The sequence below is a fragment of the Cystobacter fuscus DSM 2262 genome, assembly GCF_000335475.2.
Lineage (GTDB): Bacteria > Myxococcota > Myxococcia > Myxococcales > Myxococcaceae > Cystobacter > Cystobacter fuscus.
On sequence record NZ_ANAH02000071.1, the window covers coordinates 130136 to 151977 of the forward strand.

Annotated in this window: 18 protein-coding genes; all 18 read right to left on the bottom strand. The window is 67.9% G+C overall.

Translation table 11 applies throughout. The features are described 5' to 3' along the window. Window positions 1–4: 4 nt before the first annotated feature. The 18 genes from D187_RS56610 to D187_RS46100 all read right to left on the bottom strand — a co-directional run bounded on the left by D187_RS56610 (window position 5) and on the right by D187_RS46100 (window position 21820). A complete protein-coding gene (locus D187_RS56610) occupies window positions 5–853 on the bottom strand; it encodes a DUF4123 domain-containing protein (protein WP_002624161.1) in 849 nt (282 codons plus the stop codon). Continuing rightward, window positions 850–1659: a hypothetical protein gene (locus D187_RS56615; RefSeq protein ID WP_162159766.1), complete on the bottom strand. Its 810-nt coding sequence runs from the start codon at window positions 1657–1659 to the stop codon at window positions 850–852. Before D187_RS56615 ends, D187_RS56610 begins: the two co-directional genes overlap by 4 nt. Before the next feature lie 7 nt (window positions 1660–1666). After that, the gene (locus D187_RS56140; RefSeq protein ID WP_155894040.1) at window positions 1667–1918 is read right to left on the bottom strand and encodes a hypothetical protein; all 252 of its coding nucleotides are present in this window, start codon (window positions 1916–1918) and stop codon (window positions 1667–1669) included. A 61-nt stretch (window positions 1919–1979) separates the two neighbouring features. Continuing rightward, window positions 1980–2390: a PAAR domain-containing protein gene (locus D187_RS46030; RefSeq protein ID WP_002624163.1), complete on the bottom strand. Its 411-nt coding sequence runs from the start codon at window positions 2388–2390 to the stop codon at window positions 1980–1982. A gap of 17 nt (window positions 2391–2407) precedes the next feature. Beyond that, window positions 2408–4549 carry a type VI secretion system Vgr family protein gene (locus D187_RS46035; RefSeq protein ID WP_002624164.1) on the bottom strand — a complete coding sequence of 714 codons (2142 nt, stop codon included), beginning with the start codon at window positions 4547–4549 and terminating at the stop codon, window positions 2408–2410. Between the two features lie 18 nt (window positions 4550–4567). Then, the gene (locus tag D187_RS46040) at window positions 4568–5293 is read right to left on the bottom strand and encodes an NAD(P)-dependent oxidoreductase (RefSeq protein ID WP_002624165.1); all 726 of its coding nucleotides are present in this window, start codon (window positions 5291–5293) and stop codon (window positions 4568–4570) included. After that, on the bottom strand, window positions 5290–6255 hold the full coding sequence (locus D187_RS46045) for a hypothetical protein (protein ID WP_155894041.1): 966 nt from the start codon (window positions 6253–6255) through the stop codon (window positions 5290–5292). The genes D187_RS46040 and D187_RS46045 overlap by 4 nt, the downstream gene beginning before the upstream one ends. A 28-nt stretch (window positions 6256–6283) precedes the next feature. Beyond that, window positions 6284–8920, bottom strand: coding sequence for a type VI secretion system ATPase TssH (tssH, locus tag D187_RS46050; protein ID WP_002624167.1), 2637 nt, complete (start codon window positions 8918–8920; stop codon window positions 6284–6286). A gap of 26 nt (window positions 8921–8946) precedes the next feature. Then, entirely contained in the window at window positions 8947–9990 is a 1044-nt protein-coding gene (gene tssG, locus D187_RS46055) for a type VI secretion system baseplate subunit TssG (protein WP_002624168.1), read from the bottom strand. Then, complete coding sequence (tssF, locus tag D187_RS46060; protein ID WP_002624169.1) at window positions 9954–11696, bottom strand: type VI secretion system baseplate subunit TssF; 1743 nt, start codon at window positions 11694–11696, stop codon at window positions 9954–9956. The genes tssG and tssF overlap by 37 nt, the downstream gene beginning before the upstream one ends. Before the next feature lie 17 nt (window positions 11697–11713). Beyond that, window positions 11714–12112 (bottom strand): type VI secretion system baseplate subunit TssE, encoded by a 399-nt coding sequence (tssE, locus tag D187_RS46065; RefSeq protein WP_002624170.1) that lies wholly within the window; start codon window positions 12110–12112, stop codon window positions 11714–11716. Between the two features lie 27 nt (window positions 12113–12139). Next, window positions 12140–12631, bottom strand: coding sequence for a type VI secretion system tube protein TssD (gene tssD / locus D187_RS46070; protein WP_002624171.1), 492 nt, complete (start codon window positions 12629–12631; stop codon window positions 12140–12142). 131 nt (window positions 12632–12762) lie between these two features. Next, window positions 12763–14259 carry a type VI secretion system contractile sheath large subunit gene (tssC, locus tag D187_RS46075; RefSeq protein WP_002624172.1) on the bottom strand — a complete coding sequence of 499 codons (1497 nt, stop codon included), beginning with the start codon at window positions 14257–14259 and terminating at the stop codon, window positions 12763–12765. A gap of 21 nt (window positions 14260–14280) precedes the next feature. Beyond that, window positions 14281–14787, bottom strand: coding sequence for a type VI secretion system contractile sheath small subunit (tssB, locus tag D187_RS46080; protein WP_002624173.1), 507 nt, complete (start codon window positions 14785–14787; stop codon window positions 14281–14283). 121 nt (window positions 14788–14908) lie between these two features. Continuing rightward, the gene (gene tssA, locus D187_RS46085) at window positions 14909–16528 is read right to left on the bottom strand and encodes a type VI secretion system protein TssA (RefSeq protein ID WP_002624174.1); all 1620 of its coding nucleotides are present in this window, start codon (window positions 16526–16528) and stop codon (window positions 14909–14911) included. A 15-nt stretch (window positions 16529–16543) separates the two neighbouring features. Further along, entirely contained in the window at window positions 16544–17479 is a 936-nt protein-coding gene (tagF, locus tag D187_RS46090; RefSeq protein WP_002624175.1) for a type VI secretion system-associated protein TagF, read from the bottom strand. A 1-nt stretch (window position 17480) separates the two neighbouring features. Further along, window positions 17481–21131 (bottom strand): type VI secretion system membrane subunit TssM, encoded by a 3651-nt coding sequence (tssM, locus tag D187_RS46095; RefSeq protein ID WP_002624176.1) that lies wholly within the window; start codon window positions 21129–21131, stop codon window positions 17481–17483. After that, the gene (locus tag D187_RS46100; protein WP_002624177.1) at window positions 21128–21820 is read right to left on the bottom strand and encodes a DotU family type IV/VI secretion system protein; all 693 of its coding nucleotides are present in this window, start codon (window positions 21818–21820) and stop codon (window positions 21128–21130) included. The genes tssM and D187_RS46100 overlap by 4 nt, the downstream gene beginning before the upstream one ends. Window positions 21821–21842 lie beyond the last annotated feature (22 nt).

Sequence of the window (21842 nt, forward strand, 5' to 3'; positions counted from 1 at the left end):
CGGGTCAGGGGGCTCGCGCGGGCAGGACGGAGAGCCGATGGGGCTCATCGTCGGGTTCGAAGGCCAGGGTGTGGATGGGCCCGAGGAATTCCTCGCGTTGTCGCGCCGAGCAGGTGGGCAGGAAGACTCTCAACACACGCGGATCATAGAACCGGAAGTAGAGGCGATGGTCGTTGTCCTCGGCCTCGACCATCAAGAACTTGCGCAGATGGCGCCTGAGCTCGAGGAACGGTGAGGGACAGGTCAGGTAGATGCCCCAGTTCTGCATCCAGCCCTCGAGCGTCAAGGACTCCAGCAGCCGTGACCGAGGCGGAAGGCTCACGAGGTAGGGGGCCACCTCCGCGAGTGCTTGTCCCTGTGGACCCTCGTAGAGGGATTGGTACTCCTCCACGGACTCCTGGAGCAACTCCAGGATCCGGGGCGTGCGCGCGGCGTCGAGGATGGCGAACAGCGGCGCCTCCGCGGCGAGCGACTGCAAGACCCGAAGGTGTTGCTGTGCGGCATCTCTCGCCTCGGGAGGAGGCGGCTCCTTGGGAGGGGTGAAGCCCTCGATGAACACCGAGAAGTCGGTCGAGCCCGCGCGGATCCAGCTCTTGTTGAAGACCTCCGCGGCCGCTGCCTTCTGTCCATCCAGCAGGGTGCCCGTGGCGCTTCCCAGGTCGCGAAGCCGGCAGTGCTGACCGTCCCACGACAGCTCGAAGTGCTCCTGGGACATCCCCGCATCGTTGGGGAGCGAAACCCCCACGGTCTTCCCTCGTCCGACGCGAAGCGCCTGGGCCGGCTGGACGATGAACTTGTTGGGGGAGAGGGCCCCCCAAAGAACCTGGATGATCAGTCGTCTTGCTTCCATCATACCCACTCGGTGCCGAGCGCCGCCGCGGGCATGTGCGCGAGTGGCTCGGCCTCCAGATCGATGCCGTGCGCGGTCAGCCAGGGGCTCATGCCAGTGCCAATCTCGTCCGAATCGATTTGCCAGGAGCCTCCCAATTCGAGGGTCTTGGCTTCCACGGCCTTGAGGAACGCGTTCAACCGCGGGGTGTGGCGGCCCGCGAGTTCGCGATTGCCGAACATCCGCTTGTCGTCGAACTCGGGATGCGCCATGCCGAAGATCCACGGAAACCAGATGTCGGAGTGGATGGAGAAGCGCACCTCGGGTGGCCAATCCAGGGGAGCGTTCTTCGGCTCGCGTGAACCCGGGGGATATTCGAGGCGCCTGCCCGTCACCCGGACCGGTGGGTAATGCCTCAGGCAGTCGAGTGGAAAGGCGTCCGGCGCCGGCTCGAACCGGAGCAGCAATGCTCCCAGATCGGTGCATGCTCCTTCCACGACCTTTCCGTTGACGCCGTGCCACGACAGGGTGGCCTGGGCCGTGGATGACTGCGGATGCCCCGGCGCCATCGCGGCTCCCGTGAAGCCGAAAAGGTCGACGACGTGATGCTCCTGGTACAGCTTGGACAAGAGGGGTCCGAGTTCGCCGCCATGTTCCGCGGTGTAGCCGAGGAGCGGCGCCTCGATGATCTTCAGCACCTGGTAGCGAGCTCCCTCTTCGAGCACGTCGAGGACGAACCGCAGCAGCGACTCGGGCTGGGAGCGCAGTGGCGTCAGGTCCGCGACCCAGGTGGCTAAGGGGTTATCGGTTTGTGCCCACAGATTGCGCATGGTCATTTCAGTTCGCCGGGCGAGAAGGTGTGGGTTCCGTGCTGGTTGACGATTCGCACGACCCCGGGCGTGGTGTCTTTGGGTTGCAGGCTATCAAGGTTGTCGGCTCTCCCGCGCCACCCAACTGCTCCACCGCTGATTGCAGGTTGCCGAGGAACGTGTTGAGCGACGTTCCCGTCACGGACTTCATCTGGATGGCTTCCATGCCTGTGTGATCGACGACATCCGCCTGGCCACTCCGCGCATCGTTCTTCTGCAACTTACGGCCCTCCAGGGCCACTTCGTGGCCCCTCCTCGCGCGATGATGGACTTCCAGGAGCTTAGGCCTGGGACTGCGCGTCCCGCTGGGCTTGCTCTTGCTCCCTCTTCCTCTTCTCACACTCCTCACAGAAGGGCGTACCGTCCCGAGCGGCCACCACGACGGTCTGCGCTTGCGCGGACGAGCCGATGATGACCGTGGGGCAACCGGCCACGAGGACCCCCCCATGGGAGGTGCCATCCCCCAGGCGCGCGGCGGGCTTGCCCCCGATGATGACCGTGGACTCGCCCTGGGAGATGGAGTCGGGTGGTCCGCCGAAGCACACCAGGCTGTCACCTATGCGAGCGGCGGGCATGCCGCCGATGATGACGGTGGACTCGCCGGAGGAGGTGGGCCCTCCGACATGGGGGACCGGTCCAGGCTCCACCTTGGGACACACATGCATGTCGCTGATGCGCGCGGCTGGAGGCATGGGGTTCTCCCTCGGCGTCAGGTGCCGTCGTCGGCCAGGGTGGGCTGGGTGGGCTGCGCTGGAGCGGCATCCGTGGGCGCGGTGGGTTTCGCGCCGCTGCCAGGTATGGGCGCCCCGCTGGTGTTGATGTAGACCATGGTGCCCTTGATGGAGATGCCACTGGCGTCGATGGTGATGAACCCTCCCGGCCCCCGGATGGTCAATCCACTCGCGGCCTCGATGACGACGTTCGTGGACTTGAGGTGGATTTCCTGGCCGGCCTCCAGTGCGTGTTTCTGTCCCACCGTCACCTGGAGATCCTTGCCCACGGTGAGCGATTGGGTTGCGTCCACCTGCTCGTTGAGGTTGCCCTTCACGTGCAGATGGCTGTTCTTGAGGATGAGTTCCTTCTTGTGGGCCTCGATGATGATGTCCTGGTTTCCCTCGCCGTCGATGCCGCCCACCAGCAGCTTCATGTCTCCGCCGATGTGCTCCTGGTGGTGCCGGTGGATCTTGAGGCTCTTGTCCCGGTAGATCATCTCGTTCTGATCGCCGACCTTCCCCTCCTTGAGCTGGCTGCCAATGGTCTGGTGGCGATCATGCAGGATGTTCTCGAAGGAGTCGTTCTTCACATGCTTGTCCATGTTGCGCTGGGCATGCATGAAGATCTGCTCCTGGCCCTTCTTGTCCTCGAAGCGCAGCTCGTTGTAGCCGTTGCCGTCCAGGGAAGTGTTGGACTTGATGGTGCTCTTGGTCTTCTCGTCCGGTAGCGGGTAGGGCACCGGGTTGGCTCCGTTGTACACGCGCCCGGTGATGATGGGCCGGTCCGGGTCGCCCTCGATGAAGTCGACGATGACCTCCTGCCCGATACGGGGGATGAACATCGCGCCCCAGGACTCGCCCGCCCAGAGCTGGCTCACGCGGATCCAACAGGAGCTGCGCTCATTGCGCTGGCCTTGCCGATCCCAGTGGAACTGGACCTTCACCCGTCCGTACTCGTCCGTGTAGATCTCCTCTCCCGAGGGGCCAACGACCACCGCGGTCTGCACCCCACGCACCTGGGGCCGAGGTGTCGTCCGGGGCGGGCGGAAGGGCGTCTGCTCCGCGATGCAGGTGAAGTTGTTGGAGTAGTTGAAGTCTCCTCCGTCGGACTCCTCGTCGAGCACCTGGGACTGGTGGCCATAATGGCCCACGCTGGTGAGCAGGTAGCGCGCGTTGTAGTCGACGCGGGAGTGCTCCGACAGCGTGAACAGGGAGCCCGGGCAGAAGCGCTCGCAATCGCTCTCGCCCTGGCCCACCTTGCGGCCCGCCTGCCACTCCTCCAGCCGCAGCTTCGCCAGGCGCTTGCCCTTGGCGGAGCTGCCCTCGCCGGGGTGTTGGTACTCGCCCGGATAGTCGTAGACCTCCAGGTCCGCGTCCTCCTGCGCCTTGCCATCCGCGTGCAGGGACAGGTCCGGCTTCTTGAAGTTGAAGTCGCGCAGGCTCACCGTGCCGGGTTGGATCTCCTCGGCGAAGCGGAACCGCTGGACGTGTTCCTCTTCGGTGACGAAGCCGGCCGGCCGGCGGAAGGGCAGCAGCTCGCCGCCCGGGATGGGCTGGTTCGCCGAGACGCTGTCTCCCATGACGAGGACATGTTTGTCCGCGTGGTGCTCGAAGTAATAGAAGATGCCATCTTCTTCCATGAGCCGGCTGACGAACGCCCAGTCCGACTCGCGGTACTGCACGCAGTAGTTGCGGGGCTCGTAGGTGTTGCTCAAGGAGAACTTGAAGTGGTCGCTCGAGATGCCCGCTTTCTCGAAGACCTTCTTGAGGATGTCCGGGGTGGTCTCGTCCTGGAAGATGCGGCAGTCGTGGCGGTGCCGGAGGCGCCACGTCTGGGGCACGAGGCTGGCGTGGTAGATGGCATGGCGGTGCAGCTCGTTGACCTGCTCGAAGCGGCTGATGATGCCATGCACGAAGCGCGGCTCCGACTCCCCCACCAGGGTGAGCAGGGCCGTCTTGCCCACCACGTCGGAGAAGTCGAGCGATTGATTCTCGCAGGCCAGCTTCAGGTGGAACTCGAACGGGCTCGACATCGCCTCGGTTCCGGAGAATTGGATGACCCGCATCTCGTCCGGACAGCCGTTGACGGCGAAGCGGAACAACGAGGTGCTTCCCAGCAATGAGGCTCGTGCGACCATGACACCTTCCCTGGGGACTCAGCCGCCAATGACGGGAGATTTCCGGACGTACCGGGGGGAACGAAGCTGCTCGAGCATGAACGCGGCCAGATCGGCCCGCGCGATGCGCAACGGCACCTTGCCCTGATCGATGGATACCTGATGCCGTCCGCTCGCCGCGGCATCCGTGAGCCGCGTGGGCCGGACGATCACCCACTCGAGGGCGCTCTCTCGAATCACCTCCACGCGCTGCTGCCAGCCGCTGGTGTTCGTCCTCGGGCGGAAGCGGGCCATGAGCTTGTCGAAGAGCGCCGCGGGTCCCCAGCCATCTCCCTGCTCGTGGAAGGGGACATAGATGAGGCGCCACACCTGATGACGTTGCATCGCCGCGACGATGTTCTCCGTCCCGCGGGCGATGGCCTCGGCGTCCTTGCGCCCCGTGGGGCCCAGCGCGCAGAGCACGGCGTGGTGGTTCTTCACGGCATCCTCCACCGCGCTGGCGTCCTCGACCCGGCCCTGGATGTGCCGCAGCCGGGCATGGGCCGGGGGGAGCGCGCGCGTGTCCCGCGCGAACGCGGTGACCCGGTGTCCCGCCGCGAGCGCCTGCTCCACCAGACACCGCCCCGTGCGGCCCGTGGCACCGAAGACGAGCAGCGGCAGGCCGGGCTCCGGAGCCGGCTCCTTCTTGCGCTCCGGCCCGTACGTGACCGCGTCTCCCCGGCCCGTCACCGAGACGCCAATCTCCTCTGGCAGGGGCTTCTTCACGGCGTGCTCTTCGCCTGGGCCACGGAGGCAGGCTCGATGGGGATGGCGCCCGCCAACAACTCCAGCTCCATCAACCGCACCCACATGGACGCGTCCGTCGCCACCAGGCGGTTGCCCTCGACCCGGAGCTTGCGCTCGGACTGGGCCCGCCGGTACGCGCGGGGCGGCATGGCGGGGAGCTTGGGATTCAGATCGTCCATCGCCACCTCCTCGTTGATGGAGATGCCCTCGGGCGTGTACTTGAGCGTGGCGGTCTGCTGCACCTTGCGGTGCATCCCGCTGGGCAGCTTGAGCAACTGCTCCCGGGCGAAGGGGAACCACGCGGGGCCCAGGCACTTGCCGTCCTTGCTCATCACGGACTCGGAGAAGAACCGGCCATTGCGCATGGGGAGGATGCGGGCGAACCGCCGGCACACCGTGGGAGTGTCCAGGCTGCATTGCTCGCCCTCGGCGACCAGGAGGGTCGTGTCACCGCTGCGCTCCAGCCGGAGCTGGGAGTGGAGGGGAAAGGCGCGGAGGCTGCCGAGCGCGCGCACGACGATGCCCTTGTCCGTGCGCTCCACCAGTCCCACGGGTCCCAGGGCCTCGCCGTTGGCGTAGCGCCGCGCGATGACCCACACCAACCGGAGGTCCGCCCGGAGTGTCGTCATCACGAGATCCTCGTCCGAGAGCTGCTTGGACATGGGCAGGAGTTCGGCGTCGGGGCCGGCTTCCCGGCACTCGTCCGCCACGGGCTCCTGCCACACCACCGGGGAGCCCGAGCAGTCCAGCGTGGGCCTCGCCAGGGTGCGCGCCTCACGGTCGAAGCCGTGGAGCAACAGGTCGAACCACTCCTCCGCGGAGAGGACGGGCCGCTTCTCCCGGGCCACGTCGATGGAGCAGAGGGCTTGGGAAGGGGGCCGGGCCGCGCATCCGAAGAGGAGCAGCAGTCCCGTGCTCACAAGGGTCGTCAGTCGTTTCATGGTGTTCCTGGCCTCTCGACGCAAGGCATCACGCCCGGGTCTCGGTGAAGTGGGTGTCCCAGCCGCCCTCGGAGGTGAGCCCCACGTGCAGGCGGGCTGGAGCACTTCCTCCGGCCAGGCACTGCAACAGGTTCCGGGAGACCTCGGGCATCAGCGAGCCGCGCAGCAGGTGTTCCACGTTGCGCGCGCCCGTCTCCGACTCGGTGCACCGGCGGGCCAGCACGTCCACGAGCTCGGGGGCGAAGGTCGTTTCAATCCGATGGGTGGCGCGCAGCCGGTCGGCGAGCACCGTGAGCTTCATGGCGGCGATCTGCTTCATCACCTCCTGGCCCACGGGGAAGAAGGGGACGATCGTCATGCGCGCGAGCAGGGCGGGCTTGAAGTGCTGGCTGAGCGTGGGCCGGATCGCCGCCACCACGTCCTCCGTGCTCGGCGTGGCGCCCCGCTCGTGCATCCGCATCACCACGTCCGAGCCCAGGTTGCTGGTGAGGATGAGCACGGTGTTGCGGAAGTCGACCGCGCGGCCCTCGCCGTCGGTGAGCATCCCCTTGTCGAACACCTGGTAGAAGAGGTTCATCACCTCCAGGTCGGCCTTCTCGCACTCGTCCAGGAGGACGACGGAGTAGGGCCGCTGGCGCACCGCCTCCGTCAGCAGGCCTCCCTCGCCATACCCCACGTACCCCGGTGGAGAGCCGATGAGCCGGGAGACGGTGTGCTTCTCCTGGAACTCGGACATGTTGAGCGTGGTCATGAACCGCTCGCCGCCATAGAGGCTGTCGGCCAGCGCGAGCGCTGTCTCCGTCTTCCCCACGCCGCTGGGGCCCACGAAGAGCAGCACCCCGATGGGGGCTTCCGGATCGCGGATGCCGGCCTGGGCGACGCGCAGCGTCTCGGCCACCTTCTGGATCGCCGCGGGCTGTCCGCGCACCCGCGCCTCGAGCCGCTGCTCCAGGTTGAGCACGGCCTCCATCGCGTCGGTGCGCATCTTCCCCACGGGAATGCCGGTCCACCCCGCCACCACCTGGGCCACCACCTCCGCGTCCACGTCCCCGTGCACCAGCGGCTCCTCGCCCCGGACCCGGGCCAGCGCCGCCGCTGCCTCGTCCACCGCGCTCCGGAACGCTCCGGGCTCCTGTCCGGCGGGTACCTCCGACAAGGCCTTGCGCGCCGCCTGGAGCGCGGCCACCGAGGCGCGCTCCTCCTCCCAGCGTCCCTTCAGGGTGGCCACCTGATCGTGCAGGGCGCGCAGCTTCGCCTCCAGGTCCTCCAGCTCCGCCGCGTCTCCCGAGTGGCCGTCCGCGAGATCCCTGCGCCGCGCGTCCCGCTCCCGCTCCACGCCGGCGATCCGGGCCTCCAGCCCCGTCAGCTCCTCGGGCCGGGTGGACTGCGCGATGCGCACGCGCGCGGCCGCCGTGTCCAGCAGATCCACCGCCTTGTCCGGCAACTGCCGCCCGGTGATGTAGCGCTGGGACAGGCGCACCGCCGCGGTGATGGCCTCGTCCCGGATGATGACGCCATGGGCCGTCTCGTAGGTGGCGCGCAGGCCCCGGAGCATCAGCACCGCGTCCTCCTCGCCCGGCTCCTCCACCTTGACGGGCTGGAAGCGGCGCTCCAGCGCGGCGTCCTTCTCGAAGTACTTCTTGTACTCGGACCAGGTGGTGGCCGCGATGGTGCGCAGCTCGCCCCGGGCGAGCGCGGGCTTGAGCAGGTTGGCGGCGTCACTGCCCCCCGCGGCGCCTCCCGCCCCGATGAGGGTGTGCGCCTCGTCGATGAAGAGCACGAGCGGCACGGCGGAGGCCTTCACCTCGGCGATCACCGCCTTGAGCCGGTTCTCGAACTCGCCCCGCACCCCCGCGCCCGCCTGCAGGAGCCCGATGTCCAGGCCCAGCACCTCCACGTTCTTCAGCGAGTCGGGCACCTCGCCCTTCACGATGGCCCAGGCCAGGCCCTCCACCAGCGCCGTCTTGCCCACGCCCGGCTCGCCCACCAGCAGGGGGTTGTTCTTGCGGCGCCGCGAGAGGATGTCCACGAGCTGCCCCACCTCGCGGTGCCGGCCGAAGACGGGATCGATCTTCCCCTCGCGCACCCGGGCGGTGAACGACGTGGCGAAGCGCTTCAGGGCGCCTTCCTCGGCTCCGCCCGCGGACGTGGGAGTGGAGGTGGGCCGTCCGCCCTCGGGCGGCGCCACCTCGACCGTCTCCGCCGAGGGCCGCAGCACCTCCGCGAGCGAGCGCTTGAGCTCATCGACGGGAATGGCGTCCAGCTCCGGGAAGTACTCGGCGGTGTAGCGGCTGCGCCGCAGGATGAACTGGGCGAAGAGCACCCCGGAGCGGATGCTCGAGTCCCCCAGGTGCAGGGACGCGAGCAGCCAGGCATCCTCGAACCACTGGAAGACGGACTCGGAGAAGACGGGCCGGGCGGCGCTCCCGGTGCGCAGCTCGCGCAGCGCCCGCTCCACGCCCTGGAGCAGCCGCCGTCGCTCCACCCCGAAGCGCTGGGCCAGCAGCGCCGTGTCGGAGTCCTCGGCCTCCAGCAGTTGCGCGAGCAGGTGCTCGACGACGATTTCGTGGCAGTGGCTGGTGTTGGCCCGGCCCACCGCTCCCTCGAGCAGCTGGGTCGCGGTGGGAGTCAGTCGCTTCACGAGGGCATGGGGTTCGACGCGCATGGTAGGGGCTCCGGAGACGGCTGGACTCAAGTGGAACCCGGCACGGTGATCCGGTTCTGCCGGTTCGTGCCGAGCCAGGTATCCCGTCCGAGCCGGGAGGGCTCTCGCTGGGCGAGTTGGAAGGTGTGCTGGACGCTCTCGCTGAGGAACAACTCGAAGGAGTACTCGAGGGGATCTCGCACGCAGAGCGACACCACCTCGCGCGCCATCGGGTACAGGTCCCCCTCGGGCATCAACCGCCGCCACGTCTGGGGCGGGAGCGGACCGATCTCGACCTTGAACCGGCCCGTCCTGTCGAAGGCCCGGCCTCCGAGCAGTGTGTTGCGTCCGAGCTGGTGGTTGGCGCGGCCCAGTTCCATCCTCGCGTCGATCTCCACCCACCGGCCCACGAACTGGTGCACGGTGACGCGGGCGCCGCCCAGGTCCTCCCCGAGCACGTCCTGCAGGGCCATCTCCAGCTTCTCGGCGGTGCGCACGTAGCTGGCGAGGATGGGGACGATGCGCAGCATCTTCCAGGCGGGCAGCTTGCTGGGCCGGCCGCGGTCGTAGGTGTCGAAACCGGCCAGGGCCAGCATGCGCCGGGACCACTGGTCGTCACAGCTGGACGTCAGCTCCGTGGTGACGCGGTAGCGCGACTCGATGCGGTAGAGCAGTGAGAGCAGCCGGTGGTGGAAGAGATCCAGGAACTCGCGCCGCACGGGGCGGTCGGGATCCTCCTGGGCGACCTCCTCGGCCACGTACATGGGCAGGGGCGACACCGAGCCGGTGAGGCCCAGGAACGAGGTGACGACCTCGAAGAGGGGCCGCTTGGTCAGCACGTCGTCTTCCTGGGCGGGCACCTGGCGCAACGCCATGTCGCTGACGTCCCCCGAGGAGAAACCCAGGGAGGGGTCATGCCGGAAGCGGATCTGCTCCTGGAGCACGGGCCCCAGCTCGCCCACCCGGGCGGCCCCCGCGGTGAGCCGCTCGAGGAACGCCACCAGGGGGAAGAACCCCAGGCGGTTGACCCGGGGCGCCAGGGCCGCGGAGGCCGCTACAAGAGCGTCTGGGTGCCGTTCCTCGGGAGCCACGAATACTCCATCTGCGAGGGCTGGAGCCGGAGCGCCAGCTCGTTGAAGGCGTTGAGGGTGACGTTCGACGCGAGCAGCTCGTCGAGGATGCAGCCGAAGAGGAAGGCGTCGCCGGTGCCCATGAAGCTCGTTCCGTCGATCTCCAGGAGGGTGCGGGTTCCCCGCACGGGCACGCCTTGCAGGAAGCGGGTGCAGGCGCGCACCTCCACCTTGCGCATGGCGTTGATGCGCAGCCGGTTGGCACGGCCCGTCAGGTCATCCGTGAGGGAGTGGAAGTTGTAGAGCTCCAGCAGGCGGCGCAGCACGTCGGCGTCCGCGAGCGACATCTGGTTGATGGCGAGGTGGGAGAGCAGCCGCCAGTGCAGCTCGGTGCCGAGCGGAGCCCGGGCGGGGCGGCTGACGGGGGTGATGTTCTTGAAGCGCGCCTGGGTGGGCGAGGTGAACGTGGCGAGGCACACGTCGCCCACCTGCAAGCGGGTGGGCAGCGAGCGGTTGGTGCACGTCAAGTCGACGGACAGGGTCTCCTCGGAGATCGACGGCACCACGTCCCGGGCCGTTTCAAGGGAGAGGTAGGTGTCGATGCCGTCATCGATGGGCGAGGCCGCGCGCCGCAGACGGTAGAAGGCGGGCTCGGCACCCTCGCCCGCGCCGTGCGCGAAGTCGAAGAAGGGCCGGTAGTTGCGCCGCTCGTTGCGGCCCGGCTGCAACCCCGTCACCTGATCCACCGAGTACACCTCGGAGTGCCGCGGCTCCATGTCCGAGGCGCGCAGCAGGTGCTCGCCATCCAGCGTGTGGTGGCGCAGCGGGTGGGCCGAGGCCGAGAAGAGGTTGAGGGCGGGCGTGCAGTGCAGCCGGAACATGTCCTGGCCGATCCGTGCCTCCAGCGGGGGCGGACGCGACAGGTGGAAGGCCAGCTCGAAGCGATCCTCCGCCACGGCCGCGACGGTCTCCAACTGGTGCACCTCGAAGAAGAGGAACTTCTCGGGCAGGGTGAAGTACTCCTGGAGCTGCCGGTAGCCCTCGGACGAGCGGGGCCAGGGCAGCAGCCGGAAGTTCCGATCGAACCCGATGGGCTTGATGGCCTGCGGCGGCAGCCACACGCTCTGGCCGGAGCCCAGCCGCACCTCCACCCCGCGGCAGTAGCGCAGCAACCACAGCAGGATGAGGGCGCTGGTGGCGAGCTCCGAGTGGATGAACAGCCGCAAGCCGCCGGGCTTGAAGACCTCCAGGCGGCCCTGCTCGTGCGCCAGGAAGGACAGGCGCAGCACGGGGGCGGTGCTGGACGACTTGTCGAGCGACGCGTCCTCCAGCGTCAGGGGCAGCAGGTCCACCGGGGACGTGGTCCGGAAGAGACACGAGGTGCCGTCGATGGGGTTGGCCGCCAGCTCCGCGCCCGCCGGCACGTGGGCACGGCCGCGCAGCGCGCGCATCTGCGGGGTGAACTCGATGATGGTGGAGGCGGGCAGGGGGCGCAGGTAGTGGGGCAGCAGCAGGTCCGTCAGGACGTGCACCATCTCCGGGATGTCGTCCTCCACCCGCTCGCGGATGCGCGCCGTGAGGAAGGCGAAGCCCTCGAGCAGCCGCTCGACGTCGGGATCCGCCCCGCGCTCCACCAGCAGGCCCGCGATGGTGGGGTTGGCCAGGCCGAACGCCCGTCCCATCTCCCGGAGGTAGGTGAGTTCACTCAGGTAGTACTTGCTGAACATGCGCCCGCCTCACGGATTCACCACAACTCGAGCTGGCCGCCGGCACCGACCCTCGTCCGGAAGCGGAGGACCTCGCGGCTGCCCTTCAGGGCGAGCTGCGCGGTGATTTCGAACTTCAGCGCCGCGGGCTCGTGCACATCCGGCACGTGCACGACCACGACGTTCTTCAAACGCGGCTCGTACTCCTGGATGGCCGTCCGGATGGACGTCTGGATCTTCTGGAGGGCCGAGGGGTAGGAGTGGACGACATCGTTGAAGTCCAGGATGCCGTAGCCGGGGGAAGAGACGGACTCCCCCCGGCGGGTGTTGAGCAGCACCCGCAGGTGCCGGGTGATGGACTCGAGAGGTGTCTCCTTGTGGGAAGACGGATGCAGGTGGCCCTTCTCGAGCCGGGACAGGAGCCCGCGGGTAGACATGGGGTGGAACCTCGGGGGAACGCCTGGCTAGCGCTGATCCGACCAGGTGTCCTCGTGCTGCACGCCACCGTTCGTGTACGTCCACGAGATGGTGTGGAACACGAACGACAGCTCCTCGAGGGGCGGCTCGAAGGAGGTGGCGGGGACGATGGTGCTGGGCACGTACTGCTTGATGTGGTTGATGCGGCCCTGCTTGATGACGACGGTGTAGAACTGCTCCGTCGTGCCGTCACCCGTGGGGTTGGGGCGGAAGAACTTCATCGTCCCCTCGATGACGGCGTTCTCCACCAGCGCCTTCATGAGCAGGGGCGAGCTCTTGTCGATGCGCTTGCGGATGAGCAGCGGCGAGTACTGGCGCCGGCCGGACGCGATGCCCGAGCCGCGCTCACGCGCCGTGATGACCTCCTGCTCGTAATAGACGCACTCGATGGAGCCGTCGCGCCCGAGGCTCTTCTGGGTGCTCTCTCCCTTGATGTCCGCGCCATTGGCCTTCAGAAAGAGGTGTACTGTCTCTGCCATGTTGGGCTCTCCCGTTCAGTTACGTAGGGGTGGGTGAAGCGCCGGAGCACCGGCTCCGGACATGAGGAAGGCGGGACGGGCCGCTTTTGCGCCGCGGCGGCCCGTCTGGGATTGCGGCCCTCGGAGGGGGCCTATTCCTTGTCGAGCTTGCCGACGAGCGACAGGGTGAAGGACGCACCCATGTACTTGAAGTGCGGACGGACCTGGATGTTGCAGCGGTACCAGCCCGGCTGCCCGTCCACGTCCTCCACCTTCACCTGGGCCGCGCGCAGCGGCCGGCGCGAGCGCACCACGGGCGCGGGGTCATCCATGTCGGCCACGTACTGGCTCAGCCAGTGGTTGAGCTCGCGCTCCAGGTCCGAGCGCTCCTTCCAGCTGCCGATCTGCTCACGCTGCAGCACCTTGATGTAGTGCGCCAGGCGGCTCATGATGAACATGTAGGGCAGCTGGGTGCTCAGCCGGTAGTTCGTCTCCGCCTGCTTGCCCTCGGGCGTGCCACCGAAGTACTTGGCGCGCTGGACGGAGTTGGCCGAGAAGAAGGCCGCGTTGTCCGCGGACTTGCGGAACACCAGGCCGATGAAGCCTTCCTCGGACAGCTCGTACTCGCGGCGCTCGGTGAGCAGCACCTCGGTGGGAATCTTCGTCTGGATTTCCCCCAGCGCCTCGTACTGGTGCAGCGGGAGGTTCTCCACGGCGCCACCGGACTGGGGCCCGATGATGTTCGGGCTCCAGCGGAACTTGGCGAACGAGTCGGCCACCCGGCTGGCGAGCGCGATGGAGGCATGGCCCCACAGGTAGCGCTCGTGCTCGCCCACCACGTCCTCCTGGAAGTTGAAGGACTTCACGGGGATCGTCTTCTCCCCATAGGGCAGACGCAGCAGGAAGCGCGGCAGGCACAGGCCCACGTAACGCGAGTCCTCGCTGTCGCGGAACGAGTGCCAGCGGGCGTACTGGGGACCTCCCAACAGCGAGTTGAGGTCCTTCAGGTTGGGCATGTTGAGGTAGTTCGGCTCCCCGAAGAACTCCGCGCTGGCGTTGGAGAGGAACGGCGCGTGCGCCATGGAGGCCACCGCCGCGCACTTGCGCAACAGCTCGATGTCCTGGGGGCCCGGCCCGAAGTCGTAGTTGCCGCACAAGAGCCCGTAGGGCTTGCCGCCGAACACGCCGTACTCGTTCGAGTAGACGAGCCGGTACAGCCCGCTCTTGACCACCTCCGGCGCGTCCTCGAAGTCCTTGAGCAGATCCTCCTTGGAGACATTGAGCATCTCCACCCGGATGTTCTCGCGGAAGTCCACCTTGTCGATGAGGAACTTCAGCGAGCGCCACGTGGACTCCATCGCCTGGAAGTCCTTGTGGTGGATGATCTCGTTGACCTGGGAGCTCAGCCGCCGGTCCACCTCCGCGATCATCGCGTCCACCAGCGCCTTGTCCACGCGCTCCTCGGTGGAGCGCTGGGGCGACAGCATCTCGGTGATGAAGGCCTGCACACCGCGCATGGCGATGTCATAGCCCTCGTCCTGCGGCTTGAGCCGCGTCTCGGCCAGGATGGAGTTGAGCAGAGAGGCATTCGTCTGCACCGTCTCCACCGCGAGGCCGCCATTCTTCAGGACATTCGTCTCGGTGCTCATGGGTGTCTTTCCCTCTGGCGATTACTGCTTCTCGGGGGTGGTTTCGTCCTGGATGCCCAACTCGCGCATCAGCTTCTGCCGGCTGTCCGGATCTCCCAGCAGGGACTGGAGCTTGCGGCGGAACGCGGGGAGGTTGCCCAGGGGGCCCTTGAGCGCGTGCAGCGCCGAGCGCAACTCCAACAGCGTCTTGAGCTCCGGCACCTGGTTGACGACGCTCTCCGGCGAGAAATCCGCCAATGTCTTGAATTCCAGCGTCATCGGCAGCTCGGCGTCCTTGTCATTGGACAGACGGTCCGGCACCGACAGCGTCACCTTCAACTCCTGCTGCGCCATCACCTCGTTGAAGTTGTCCTTGTCCACGTTGATGGGCGCCCGCTCCTCCAGGGGCCGCGGGTCCGGCCGGTGGGTGAAGTCCCCCATCGTCAGGATCTTGAGCGGCAGCTCCACCTGCTCCTGGGCATTGCCGGTGGCGGGCTTGTAGACAATGTTGACGCGTTCAGTGGGCGCGACAGAACTTTCCTTGCTCATCGGCAGGGTGCTCCTTTGGGTGAGAGTCGAGGGGAGAAACAGCGCGGCGAACGGAGGGGTACTGGACGAACTGCGCGCGAGCGAGGATGAGCGAGCGGAGAAGAGTCACGCTGCCAGGAGTCTACTGTCCTAAACGGAAAGCAGCGGCCGGGTCAAGCTTTGACAGACGAATAAAGTGAGGCCAGCACTCGCGAGGAAGAGAAGAGGTGTTTTTTTGCACAGTGCGCGTCACGAGGAGGAGTCCTTCCAGGCACTCCGCGGACAACTGGGGCTCCCATTCATCCATCCCCTGGGTGGTGCTCTCGGCGACGAGCGTTTCGTAAAGGGCTTGTGCCATCAGGTGTTGTCCGGAAAGGACACACAACCTCCCAAGTAGGAGGCGTGCCTTGAAGCGGGCGCGGCCCGTGGTGGCCGTGGTCACCTGTTGTTGCAGCCGCGCGAGGGCCTCGGCAACCCGGTCCGCGGCGAGCAGTTCCCGGACGTCCGGGGGCAGGGTGTCGGCGCCATCCTCCGGGCGCTCGGTCGTGCGCGGCAGGGGCGCCGAGGGCACGGAGCGCTCCAGCACCTCGGCCTCCACCCACTTCCGGGTGCGCTCGTCGGCGAGCGGCGTCCCATCCGAGGCGAGCAGGCCCAACACCTCGGGCATCCGCTGCAGCAGCGCGCGCAGCTCCAGGCGCACGGCCTCGCGCGCGGGGGCATGCGTGGGCCCCAGGCCCGCCAGCGCGGCGGCGCCGTAGCGCTGGAGATCCAGCGCGAAGCGGTGCTGCCCCAGGTTCGACTCCGCTTCCTCCAGCAACTCCGCCCAGCGCGCATGGGTCTCCAGCCGGTCCAGCTTCTCGCGCAGGGACGCGGGGAGCGCGGGCAGCGGTGTCTTGCCCTCGGGTCCGGGCGCGGGGGGCTGGGTGAAGTGCAACCAGAGGCCCACCCGCAGCAGCCGGTAGGCGAGCGGGTTCGCCGCGTTCGCCTCGCGCAGCAGCCGGGCGGACTCGGCCAGCGAGGCGCCGAGGCCGCGCAGGGTGTCCAGGACGTTGTCCGGGCTTCCGGGCTGCTCCGCGGGAGGCACGGGCGGCGAGGCAAGCACCGGGGACGGCGCGGCCGGAACCGGAGGTGCCGCCAGACGTGCCGAGGGCTCGGCCGCGGGCATGGGGGGAGGTGGGGGGCGGGGTGTCGCGGAAGCGGGGAGGCGATTGCGCAGCCGCTCGACGCCCTCCAGCAGGGGCTTCAGAACGGGCCCCTGATCCTCGAAGCGGACGCGCGTGACCTCCGCCAGCCTCCGCGTGGCGGTCTCCAGGCCCTCCACCAACTCCCAGTCCTCGCCCGTGACCTGGACCGAGGGCAGGGACTCCGTCATCCGGGCCACGAACCAGCTCACGGCGTTCACGCGTCCGCGCAGGCGCTGGGCCTCCGGAAACAGCGTGGGCCAGTAGCGGTCGAGCACCTCGGTGAGCACCGTCACGCCCGTCACCGCGCCCCGGAGTCCCTCGGTGGCGTGGAGCCCATGGGCCAGGTACGAGGTGAGCCAGAGATCCTTGGTGCTCCGCTGGAGCAGCTCGCCCGCGTTGGCCACCACCTTGCTCCAGCTCACGGGCGTGCCCGTGGGGGACTCCAGCCGGGCCACTTCCTGCGCGACGAGATCGTACGCGGGCTCGTGTTTGGCGGACCGGCCGGCGGGCGCCTCCTCGGAGATGGGCTCCGTCCAGGTCCGGGCGCGCTCGCGAAGCTCTTCGAGGGAAGGGGGCATGAGGGGGCGCGCGGCTCAGCACGACAGGGCGTGGAGCAGTTCCTCGAGGTTCGTGGTGGGCGAGTCGATGCGCTGGCGCTGGGGCTCGGTCAGGGACTGGGCGGCCTGGCCGATGGCGGCCTCGCGGGGAGTCCGCAGGGGCCACACGCGGCGTCCCCCCTGGCTGGTGCGCGAGAGGTGGAGGAAGAGATCGGGCGTCATGGAGCCCAGGCACAGCAGGAGGCGGGGCTCTGGCGCGCCGGACCAGACGAAGGCCGGAGGCGCGGACGTCCAGTGCAACAGCCGGGTGGCGAGCTCCAGCCACGCCGAGGGTCCGAGTCCGGGGGCGACGGGACACTCGAGGACGACCTGCGCCGTGCCCTGCTGCCGGTGGTGCTCCCCGGCGCAGGCCGTGCGGAAGGTGTGGAAGGCGTAATAGGCGCCACCCGGCGGATCCTCGGGGCGGCGCAGGGGCTCGAGCAGCTCCGCGCCGCGCCGCCGCGCCAGGGTTCCCCGCCAGAGCCGCTCCGCATCGGAGAAGGCTCCGGACGGGGGGAAGGGCAGGGCGTCCACCCGCGCGGTGAGCATGGGGAGCGCCATGGACGCGGCGGCGTCCAGGAGCGCGGCCCCCTCCGAGAGGAAGGGGTGGAAGACGAGGGGCAGCAGGGCGAGCCGGTGGGCCGCCGTGGAGGCGGGCAGCTCGGTGAAGATCGCCAGGGGAAAGGCGCGGCCCACGCCGTCCGTGCTCGGCGCGAAGACCCCCAGCAGCACGTTCTTCTCCTTCGGGGCCGTGAACAGGAAGGAGGCCGTCCCGGAGGGCAGCTCGCAGCGGGCGGCGCGGGCCGCCTCGACCCCCTCCGCCAGCCAGCGCTGGAGCTGGAAGGCGAGGGGGCTGGCGGCGTTGATCCTCAGGAAGTCGGGCTGGCAGGGCGCCTTGCCCACCATACCGGCCCGGACGGAGAGGGCGCGCATGTCAGCGCACCGTGTCGTTGGCGATCAGCGTCTGGCAGCCCTTGCCGCGCAAGGCGATTCCCTGCGGCGGCAGCACCTTGGGATCCCGGAACAACTGCATCAACTTCATGGAGGTGTTCCCCGCCGCTCCGAAGAACGGGTGGGCCAGCCGCTCCGGGCGGATGTCGACGGAGACTTGGGCGCCGTTGAACTCCTGGATCTCCCAGGTGGCGGTGAAGAAGCGCCCGTCCGTGCTGGGCTCGATGTTCTTCACCCGCTCCAACAGCCGGAACAATCCCCACTCCCCCGGCTCCTTGAGTTCCGACATATCGCCCCTGATGTTGACGACCTGCAAGGTAGCGCCCAATTCACCGGCCTGCCCGGGCCAGATCAAACGCTGCCAGATATTGTCGGGGCCGTTGCGGTAGAGCACCTCGGTGCCGTCCATGATGAATTTGATGGAGGCGATTTCCGAGGCCGAGGTGTCCGGAGAGGTTCCCGCGCGGATGCGGATCTGGAACCGCACGAGTGGCTGCACCTCGTCCCCGGGGAACAGCGCCGTCGACAAGGAATTGAGCCGTTCCAGATAGCGGCACAAATCCTCCTTGTACATGTCCCTGGAGCCCAGGGCGAGGGAGCACCGCCTGCCATCCAGGATGACATCCTCCTGGAGCTGGCTCTTCACGAAGGTCTTCACCTGGCCATTGGCGGGGCGGAGGAACTCGGACAGCTCGGACAACGGAGCGTCCTGCTCCGAGTCCTTGGCGAACGGATAGCGGTTGCCCATGACGTTCATGAAGGGAGTCACGATCTCCTCGCACCACTGCTCGCTCTTCTTCGCGGACACGTCGCGGAAGACGATGTCGCGCACATCCCGCAGGGGGGGAAGGAGCAGCCTCGTGAAGAGGGCCTGATTTCCCTCCTGGGCCTTGATGAGCATCTCCACATCCCGGCGGGTGGTCTTGATCTTCTCCAGCAGCAGCCCGGATTCGCCCGGTTTGTCACGGACCACCAGGATGGTGTCGAGCACCAGGCGGAGCTGATCCTGGTAGGAGTCGAGCTGGGTCAGCTTCTCTTCCTTGTCGTTCGTGGCGAACTTCTTGTTGATGAAGGCGCTCACGCCACTGAAGTGGTCCGCCACGTTCCGCGGCCTGTACTGGGGTGCTTGGGGAACGCCCCCGGGCACCACGTCATCGAAATCCAACACGCCCTTGCGTGGATCAGGCATGAGGAAATCCATGACTCTCTCCTTGGTCGTGGGAGTCTTTTCCTCCGCGCCCTTCTCCACCAGGGGCTCGAGCTGGACGTTGTGCGTCACCGCCTGGAAGAGCCGGCCCAGGGGCGGAGTCGCGCCACGGGTGAGGCTCGTCAGCAGGCGCTCGGTCTGGTCGATGGTCTGGGGCTCCTCGACGCTGATCGACGACAGGAAGTCGCTCCATTCCTCGATGTACTGCTGGTAGTAGCGCGTGCGCAGCTCGGCCCTCAGGTTGCTCTCTTCCTCCCTCGAGTCACGATCGAGCACCCAGGCTTGCCGCTCCCGGAAGGACTCGTCCAGCACACGCTTGAGCCGGTCGTCCCAGGCCCGCTTGGTGAAAGCACCTCGCACCTTCTTTCCAGAGCGCATTTCCGGCACGGCGCCCACCATGTCGCCCAGCGCCAGGTCTGGGAATTCCTGCGCCGCATCGGCGATGAGTTGCTGAAGCTCCAGCTCCGCCAGCGGAACGCGGTTGAGCGCACGGCGCGCCTTGATGACCACCTCCGCGTCCCGGACGAAGCCCAGCTGCTGGGGATCGCGGGCCATCATCGCGATGTACATCTTGGCGTGTTGGACGATCTGCTCCTCCACCGACGTGTCCCGATCCTGCCCGCGGATGTTCCGCCAGTGCGTCACGATCTGCCAGACGAGCCAGGACTGGTGGTCCGCGTCGAGTTCCGGCTCCCGGATGCTGCGCGGCTGGGTGATGAGCAGGTACATCTTCAAGTCATTGAAGCTGCGCCCATAGGTGTCGGTACTGGGCGCCCACTCGGGACGCTCCTGGAGTTCGGAGAATTTTTGCAGATCCTGCTTGATGCGCGCGTGCTGCTTGCCGAGCAGCAGCCCCTTGAGCTGGTCGTTGTAGAACGACTGGGCCAGGGGAAAGAGCCGCCCTCCCTGGTACATGCCCATGCGTAGCCAGAACGGCGGCCCCTTCACCTGGTGCTGGTCCAGCACCTCGAGCTGACGTTGAAGGGGCGTCAGCTCCACGACCCGGCCGATGTCGTCCGTGGCCTCGAGCTTCACCGAGGTGATGGTGTCACGCACGCCCCGCACCAGCTCGAAGTTCTCCACGTAGGACACGGCGGGAAGCAGCAGCACCAGGGCGGCCGTGGCCAGGAAGGCCAGGGTGAGCGTGTAGCGCTGCTTGCGCAGCCGCATCTCCTCCATGGAGCTGCGCACCGCGAGCTTCTGATCCTGGAACATCACCTTGTTGAAGACATCCCAGAGGAAGAAGCTGCGCCCCTCCGTCTGCTCCACCGCGTTGCGTTGGGAACCGAAGACCTCGGCCGCCGCCCCCCGCACCTGCTGCCGCTCCGAGAGGCGCACGTCCTGGGTGCCGCTGGTGAAGTAGAGCCCGCGCATCACGGGCGTGTCCTGGAAGACGCTCTCCATGAACAGCGGCTGGATGAACTCCACCATGCTCTTGCGCAGGGCATCGAAGCGCTGGGGGAACTGGTAGATGCGCTCGCGCGTCTCGAGCTGACGCTCCTGCCCGACGCGCCGGATGGAGCGCTGCTCCAGCACGGCCGTCAGCTCATCGAAGCGCTTGAGCAGCAGCTCCGAGGGCGCTTCCTGCTGGGCGGACAACGGCACGGTGAAACCCCAGATCTGTCCCCGCTCCGAGCGCGGCAGGTCCGAGAACATCTCCACGAAGCCGTTGATCAGGTCGCACTTGGTGATCATCACGTAGATGGGCACCACGACCTTGAGCCGGGTCGTCACCTCGTCCACGCGCTCGCGGATGCGCTGGCCCAGCTCGCCGGCCGCCTGCGGGTCCGCGTTCATGAGATCCGTCACGCTCACCGTGACGATGAGCCCGTTGATGGGCCGGCTGGGGCGGTTGCGCGCCAGGATGTCGAGGAAGGACATCCACTCGTCCCGATCCTCCTCGCCCGTCGTGTAGCGGCCCGCCGTGTCCAGGAAGACGGCTTCGTTGGTGAGCCACCAGTCGCAGTTGCGCGTGCCACCCACGCCGCGAACGGCGCCGCCCCCCTTGCTCGACAGGTAGGGGAACTTCAGGCCCGAGTTGCGCAGGGCCGTGCTCTTGCCCGTCCCGGGCGGGCCGACCATCAGGTACCAGGGCAGCACCGCGAGGGCATCCCTGCCACCGCGCGCGAGCTTGGAGTTCTTGAGCGAGGCCACCGCCCGCGAGAACTCGGCCTTCATGGCCTGGACCTCGGGCTGGAGGTCCGGGCGCACCGTCCGGGCCTGTTCCTCTGCCTGGGCGGTGATGTCGTCCTCGATCTTCTTCGCCGCCGCCTTGCGCGCGCGTCGGCGGCGAATGAACGTCCGCACCAACATCAGCAGGAGAACGGCCCCCGTGGCGGCCAGGCCCATCCACGGCGCCAGGGCGAACTTGTAGACGGCTCCCCAGATGAGGGCGAGCAGGAGCGTGGCGAGGAGCGAGGCGATCATGGCGTGGCCCTCGTGATGTTGGCCAGGTGCAGCTCAATCTCGTGGATCATCCCGGAGGTGCCCCGGTCCAGGCTGAGCAGGAGCCCACCGTAGACGAGCAGCGCCAGGGCCACGGCGCCCAGGGACATGGCGAGCAGGGAGACCCGCCGCTTGGCGGTGGCCAACACCTCCGAGGGACGCTCGCCGTGGGGGGCGAGCACGCTGAAGTCGAAGGGGCTGGCCCGCTCCAGCTCCTTCTGCACGGTGTCGATGAGCGTGAGCAGCTCCAGCTCTCCGCCCCGGATGCGGTAGTGGCCCTGGAAGCCGAATAACAGGCAGAGGTAGTAGACCCGGAGGACCTCCGCGCCGTGGGGATCCTTGCGCAGGGCGTTCAGCCGGACGAAGAAGCCGTCACCCGCCACGTTCTCCTTGAAGTAGTGCAGCTGCAGCGGGTGCGTCATCCAGAACTGGCGATACTGATCGGACTTGCCGAGCACCAGCTCGTCCAGCAGCGCCACCAGGGCATAGGCCATGTCCTGCGCGTCCTGGTGGCTGAAGCCGAGCGCCGCGGCCCGCCGCAGCACCTCGTCCACGACGCCCCGGAGGCTGTGGCTCAGCTTCTCGGGAGGCGGCACCTGGCTCGCCTCCTTCTGTCGAAGCTGGATGATGACGTCGAAACAGTCCCTGGTGGCTTCGTTGACTCGATCCATGTCGCTCCCCCCGTGGCCTGGC